This window comes from Pseudonocardia sp. SID8383, from assembly GCF_009864975.1.
Lineage (GTDB): Bacteria > Actinomycetota > Actinomycetes > Mycobacteriales > Pseudonocardiaceae > Pseudonocardia > Pseudonocardia alni.
In genome coordinates this window covers 1-6,241 of sequence record NZ_WWFY01000880.1, presented here as the reverse complement: position 1 = coordinate 6,241, position 6,241 = coordinate 1, and the positions used below count along the sequence as shown (strand labels likewise).

Genomic DNA, 6,241 nt, shown 5'->3' with positions numbered 1-6,241 from the left:
CCACCACCGCCCGACGGGCCGGTGGGTGCCGACACCGGCTGCGAGGCCGACCCGACCGGGGGAAGCCCGACTCCGGCCGGTCCCGGTGTCGGGCCGGGAAGTCCGCCTCCACCCGGCGCGACGGAGGCGCCGGGCTGCGGTCCCGGCGAACCGCCGGGCCCCGGCGTCACGCCCGGAGATGTCGCGGGCGGGGGCGCGGCGGCCGCCTCGGTGGTGAAGCGGTCGTCGATCGCGGAGGTCTCGGACTCGTACTTCTGGAGCGCGCGGTTCGCGACCTCGTCGTTGATCTGGTTGTGCTCGGCGATGGTGACGTGATCGGCGCCCCTGCCCCGGAGGGACTGCCAGGCCTCGCTGATGTTGTCGCCCGCGCGCTGGATCCAGGAGAACTCGGCCGGGTCGATGAACCGGACCTGGTTGCGCATGCGCTCGAACGCGCTGCCGTGGTCGAGCATGCGGTCGGCGCCGTTCCGGGCGACGTTCGCGGTGCCGTCGACGCCGGTCGCGGTGCGGTCCAGGGACTCCTGGGCGGCCCGGGCGGCGGGGCCCTGCCACGAGATGCCGAGATCGGCCATGCCGCGGTCGAGGGTCTGCTTGGTGGTCGCCATGTCGTCGACGAGCTTGCGGAGACCGTCGGAGGTCTGGCGGGTGGCCTCGGCACCGGGTTTGCCGAGGATCCAGGCCGCCTTGGTCGCGATGTCGAACGCTTCGTAGTTGTAGCAGCGGGGGAGAGGCATGCTCGGATCCCTAACGCTCGAGCAGCGGGCCGTTGTACGACGGGGTGGTGGGTTTCAGGGTTGCCGCGTTCTCGTTCTCGATGAGCCCATACTCCTGTGCGGTCTTCTTCAGACGGTCGCGCGCTTCAAGAACCTCGTTCATGTAGCGCCGGTGCAGGTCCGTGATCAGATCGATCTTCGGCTGAAAGACGGACACCGCGTCTAGAGAAGCAGGGTCGTCCCCACAGGGCGGGATCTCCCGGAGACGGTCCGCCGTGAATCGGCCCCTCTGCAAGGCGCGAGCCTGCTCGTCCATGTGGAGGTACACCCTCATGACGTTGTCTTTGTTGACTTGAAGCATGAGCGCATCGCTGGTCGAGCCGCGTGGTTGGTGTGCGGACGTCTGCATACGGCGGAGAATAGGTCGCACGCACTGCGGTGAACCCCGAGTCGACCGATGGTGTTTGCAGGCGCGAATCCGCGTCGTTGGGCTCAGTGCGAACGGGCAGCAGTCAGGTAACTGGTCGCCAGGGTCTCGGCCGAGCGACACACCTCGTCGATGGGGCCGCGGCTTCGGTCGTCGTAACCCGAATCGCGGACCTGAACACGAACACTGCTGGCGGCGGAAGTGTCGATGTACAGCTCGCACAATGGTGCGGTGTCCTCGCTATCGACGACCCGGACCGCTCCGAATCCGTCGACTGCGGTGAGTGTCGCCCCGCGTGCGTTCGACAGTCGCGCCGCTGGGGTGCCGATTGTCTGCACGGTATAGCTCTCGGCAGTGTCGTAGTTCCCCCACGAGCATGCGCGGCTGGGACCGTCCGCCAGCTCGACGACTGCCGGCTCGTCGCCCTCCACCCCAAGGCGCTGCCGGAGGTCCGGGGTCATCGCCACACACGGGTCGACGTTCGCCACGTCGATCTCCGCCGGCCGCGGCGGAAACGGCCCCTCCGGCTCCGCAGCCCCACACCCCACGACCACCCCGCACACGAGCAGCAGGACGACAACGAGTCGGACCACCGGCGACGCTCCCCCGGACAGGAACAGGACCGCAGCAGGCTAGCCCGTCGTCGTCGCCACCGGACCCGTTCCGGTCAGGCCGCGGCGGCGGAGTCGTCCGGGCGCCGGTGGTAACTGTCCACATAGATCTGCCCGGACAGGTCCGCGATGGCGTCCATGATCTCGTCGGTGACCGCGCGCCGGATCGCCGGAGCGCCCCCCAGCCCCTCGTAGCGGCTGAACTCCAGCGGCCGCCCGAAGCGGATCTCGACCCGGGCCAGGCGCGGGATCAGCCGTCCGACCGGCTGCACGCGCTCGGTCCCGATCAGGCCGACGGGCACGACGACCGCGCCCGTCGACAATGCCAGCGACGCGACGCCGGTGTGCCCGCGGTGCAGCTTGCCGTCGAGGGAGCGCGTGCCCTCCGGGTAGATGCCGAACGCACCGCCGCGCTCCAGGACCTTGCGCCCCGCGGCGAGCGCGGCGAGGCCGGCGCGGGCGTTGGACCGGTCGACCGGGATGTAGCCGAGCGCCCCCAGGAACGCGGCCATCAGGCGTCCGCGCAGACCACGGCCGGTGAAGTACTCGGCCTTGCCGAGGAAGGCGACCCTGCGCGGGGCGACGAGCGGGATGAACGCCGTGTCGACGGCCGCGCGGTGGTTCGCCGCGAGGATCACCGGCCCGGTGGCCGGGATGCGGTCCGCGCCGCGCACGCGGGGCCGCCACACGAGCCGGACGAGTGGCGCGAGGACGTAGCGGATGAACAGCTGCACCGTGAACCCCGATCAGTGAGCGACGTCCACAACTCCGTGCAGGGGGGACCGACGTCCCGGCGCCGAACGAGGCCCGATTCTGCTCCGTGACCGGCCCGTGACGGAAGCCCTTCCGCCCGTTCAGTCCCCGTGCGGATCGGTGAGCTGCCCGCGCAACGCACGCAGCGCCTCGCTGCGGGTCATCCCGGTCGCCTGCAGCAGGTCGACGGCGATCGAGCGGACCTGCGCGACCAGCACGGGCGCCGAGACCGCGGGCGCCGCGGCCGGCTGCCCCTCCGCCGGCCGGGCGACGACCGCACCGGGGTCGGCGAGGACCGGTGCGTGCTGCACGGCCTCCAGGATCGGGCCGCGCGCCTTCTCGCGGTCGCCGTCCTGCCCGAGCTCCCCGATCAGCGCCTCGACGGAGGCGGCGAGCTCGGTGATCGCGTCCGGCAGACCGGGCGGGAGCGGTTCGCCGTCCTCGATCGCGGTCATCGCGCGCCGGGCGAGCACCCGGGCGTTGCGGTGGGCGTAGTCGGCCCGCTCGGCGAGCGTCCGGTAGCGGCGCAGCATGGCCCGGCGCGGCCGGTGCATCGGTGAGACCGTCACGACCTCGCCCGCGGAGCTGACCGCCGTGCGCAGCTCGTCGATGACGGCCTGGGTGTCGCGGGCCCGGGCCAGCGCCCGCGACGCGCTCTCCCGGTCGCCCTCGCGCAGCGCCGTCGCGATCTCGGTGAGCACGGTGACGAGGTCGTCGAGCACCCGGCGGGCGACCCGGCGCACGATCCGGACCGGATGCGCGGGGATGACCGCGGCGACCAGGATCCCGGCGAGGCCGCCGATCAGGGCGTCGATGCAGCGGTCGATCCCACCGGTCTCGGTGGGCGGGAGCAGCGTCGTCACCAGCACCGCGGACACCGCGGCCTGGTTGACGAACAGGGTCCCGCCGTCGGTGAACACCGCGATGACCAGCGCGAGCGCGACGACGAGCACCAGCTGCCAGAGTCCGCCGCCGATCTGCGCGATCAGCAGGTCGCCGACGAGCACGCCGATGCTCACCCCGACGACGAGTTCGGCCGTGCGGCGCAGCCGCGAGTTCAGCGACATGCCCAGGCTGAGCACCGCCGCGATCGGCGCGAAGAACGGCCGTGTGTGACCGACCAGGTCACCGGCCACCCAGAGGGCGAGGCCGGCGGCCATGGAGCACTGCAGGATCGGCAGCCACGACGCGCGGACGCGCCGGGCTCCGGCCCGGCCGCGTGAGCGGACCCGGTCCCACGCGGCCACCGGCGTCAGGACACGCCGAGGGCGGCGAGCGCCTCCGGGTCCGAGTCGTTGATCAGGGTGCGCAGGCGCTCGACCTCGGGGGCCTCCCCGATCGCCGTGGCGGCGCGCAGCAGCGCGCCGCACGACCGCAGGAAGCCCTGGTTCGGCTCGTGCGACCACGGCACCGGACCGAAGCCCTTCCAGCCGTTGCGGCGCAGCTGGTCCAGGCCGCGGTGGTAGCCGGTGCGGGCGTAGGCGTAGGCGGCGACGCTCTCCCCGGCGTCGAGGGCGCGCTCGGCGAGCACCGCCCAGGCGATCGACGACGACGGCGACCCCGCCGCCACCTCCGACGGGTCCTTGCCCGCGGTCAGGTCCGCCGCGGCGGGGTCGACCGGGAGGCGCGTGTCGTCGGGCTCGAGCAGGTTGCCGTGCAGACTCATGCCGCCATCCTGGCGCGCGCCCACCGGTCGTCGCCAACCGGTGGGCACACGACGTGGATCCGGAGGAGGACTCAGAGGGCCTTGCCGGCGGACTTCAGCGACTCGCACGCCTCGACGACGCGCTCGCTCATCCCGACCTCGGCCTTCTTCAGGTACGAGCGCGGGTCGTAGACCTTCTTGTTGCCGACCTCGCCGTCGATCTTGAGCACGCCGTCGTAGTTGGCGAACATGTGCGACACGATCGGCCGGGTGAAGGCGTACTGGGTGTCGGTGTCGACGTTCATCTTCACGACGCCGTAGCCCAGCGCCTCGTGGATCTCCTCGAGCAGCGAGCCGGACCCGCCGTGGAAGACCAGGTCGAACGGCTTGGCGCCGGCGTCGAGCCCCAGCTTCTGCACGGCCACCTCCTGGCCCTGCTTGAGGATCTCCGGGCGGAGCTTGACGTTGCCGGGCTTGTAGACGCCGTGCACGTTGCCGAAGGTCGCGGCCAGCAGGTAGCGGCCCTTGTCGCCGGAGCCGAGGACCTCGACGGTGCGCTCGTAGTCGCCGGGGGCGGTGTAGAGCTTGTCGTTGATGTCGTTCGCGACACCGTCCTCCTCGCCGCCGACGACGCCGATCTCGACCTCGAGGATGATCTTCGCCTTGGCCGCCTGCTCCAGCAGCTCGGCCGCGATCTTCAGGTTCTCCTCGAGCTCGACCGCGGAGCCGTCCCACATGTGCGACTGGAACAGCGGGTTCTGCCCCTTGTCCACGCGCTCCTGGCTGACCGCGATCAGCGGACGCACGAACGAGTCCAGCTTGTCCTTGGGGCAGTGGTCGGTGTGCAGCGCGATGTTGACCGGGTACTTGTCCGCGACGACGTGCGCGAACTCGGCGAGGCCGACCGAACCGGTGACCATGTCCTTGACCCGGGTGCCGGACAGGAACTCCGCGCCACCGGTCGAGACCTGCACGATGCCGTCGGAGCCTGCCTCCGCGAACCCGCGCAGCGCCGCGTTGAGGGTCTCGGTGCTGGTCACGTTGATCGCCGGGTAGGCGAACTCGCCGCTCTTGGCGTTGTCCAGCATCTGGTTGTAGATCTCGGGCGTGGCGATGGGCACGGGGCCTGCCTCCTCGTCGTCGGCGGTCGCTGCTCCGCGCAGCGCTCCTTGTCTCCGGGTGAGTATCACGTACCCGCGGGGAAGGGGGAGCCATCGTCGGAATGGGCCTGGTCTCACCGCGGGCGACGCCGTCGCCCGGTGCACCGGGTAATGCTGCGGAGCCTGTCGGTGGTGGTCGCTAGTGTGGTGGGCGTGGAGGAGGAGCGCGCCGAGAACGCCGTCGACCGGACGCTGGGCCGGTTGCGCGCCATCGACAGCCGACCGGCGCCCGCGGGCACCGGGCCGCACCCGTTCGCCCCGGGCACGTCGGCCCCGGTCGACGGGCCGGGTGGTTCCGGGGCCCGGCAGGGCCCGGAGACATCGCTGACGCTGGCCGACCTCTACCGCGACCACCGCCTGCGCCTCGTGCGCCTCGCGATGCTGCTGGTGGACATCCCGGCCACCGCGGAGGACGTGGTGCAGGAGGCGTTCACCGGGCTGCACCGGCACTGGACCGGCCTGCGGGACGAGACGGCCGCCGTCGCCTACCTGCGTGCGGCCGTGGTGAACGGGTCCCGGTCGGTGCTGCGGCGCCGTCGCACGGCACGCGAGTACGTGCCGCCGCACGCGGCGAACGCCCGCTCCGCGGAGTCGCTGGCCATGCTGTCGGCCGAGCACCAGTCGGTCGTCGACGCACTGGGCCAGCTCCCGCCGCGCCAGCGCGAGGTGCTCGTCCTGCGCTACTACGGCGGGCTGACCGAGTCCGAGATCTCCGAGGCCGCCGGGATGAGCCGGGGCACGGTGAAGTCGACCGCCAGCCGCGCGCTCGACGCCGTCGCCCGGATCATGGCCGAGCGCGCCGGTACCGAGGCCGTCCGGCGTCCGGGGGAGCTGCGATGACCGGCCCCCAGCCGCCGCAGCCCGGCCACGACGACGCCGCCCGCCGGATCGGCGAAGCGCTGCAGGCGCAGGCCCGCGGGCGCCCGATGCCG

Annotated in this window: 7 protein-coding genes and 1 pseudogene; 1 reads left to right on the top strand and 7 read right to left on the bottom strand. The window is 72.2% G+C overall.

The genetic code is table 11. The features are described from left to right. The 7 genes and pseudogenes from GTW08_RS32740 to fbaA form a co-directional block, all read right to left on the bottom strand. A pseudogene (locus GTW08_RS32740) lies at positions 1 to 734 on the bottom strand (hypothetical protein); the annotation flags it as partial. A 10-nt stretch (positions 735 to 744) separates the two neighbouring features. After that, complete coding sequence (locus GTW08_RS21250) at positions 745 to 1,122, bottom strand: hypothetical protein (RefSeq protein ID WP_139282841.1); 378 nt, start codon at positions 1,120 to 1,122, stop codon at positions 745 to 747. Between the two features lie 83 nt (positions 1,123 to 1,205). Further along, the gene (locus GTW08_RS21245; protein WP_304580141.1) at positions 1,206 to 1,688 is read right to left on the bottom strand and encodes a DUF3558 family protein; all 483 of its coding nucleotides are present in this window, start codon (positions 1,686 to 1,688) and stop codon (positions 1,206 to 1,208) included. Positions 1,689 to 1,807: 119 nt separating this feature from the next. Then, positions 1,808 to 2,485, bottom strand: coding sequence for a lysophospholipid acyltransferase family protein (locus GTW08_RS21240; RefSeq protein ID WP_073576037.1), 678 nt, complete (start codon positions 2,483 to 2,485; stop codon positions 1,808 to 1,810). 120 nt (positions 2,486 to 2,605) lie between these two features. Continuing rightward, positions 2,606 to 3,751: an FUSC family protein gene (locus GTW08_RS21235; protein ID WP_304580134.1), complete on the bottom strand. Its 1,146-nt coding sequence runs from the start codon at positions 3,749 to 3,751 to the stop codon at positions 2,606 to 2,608. A gap of 5 nt (positions 3,752 to 3,756) precedes the next feature. Beyond that, positions 3,757 to 4,170, bottom strand: coding sequence for a DUF3151 domain-containing protein (locus GTW08_RS21230; RefSeq protein WP_073576038.1), 414 nt, complete (start codon positions 4,168 to 4,170; stop codon positions 3,757 to 3,759). Between the two features lie 71 nt (positions 4,171 to 4,241). Further along, entirely contained in the window at positions 4,242 to 5,270 is a 1,029-nt protein-coding gene (fbaA, locus tag GTW08_RS21225; protein ID WP_073576039.1) for a class II fructose-bisphosphate aldolase, read from the bottom strand. A 168-nt stretch (positions 5,271 to 5,438) separates the two neighbouring features. Here fbaA and GTW08_RS21220 point away from each other — a divergent pair, with 168 nt between their 5' ends. After that, on the top strand, positions 5,439 to 6,149 hold the full coding sequence (locus tag GTW08_RS21220; RefSeq protein ID WP_304580135.1) for an RNA polymerase sigma factor: 711 nt from the start codon (positions 5,439 to 5,441) through the stop codon (positions 6,147 to 6,149). Positions 6,150 to 6,241: the final 92 nt, after the last annotated feature.

What these genes read in the sequence shown, in the direction of transcription:
- GTW08_RS21250 (WP_139282841.1), bottom strand. Translation starts at nt 1,122, where the DNA reads ATGCAGACGTCCGCACACCAACCACGCGGCTCGACCAGCGATGCGCTC.
- GTW08_RS21230 (WP_073576038.1), bottom strand. Translation starts at nt 4,170, where the DNA reads ATGAGTCTGCACGGCAACCTGCTCGAGCCCGACGACACGCGCCTCCCG.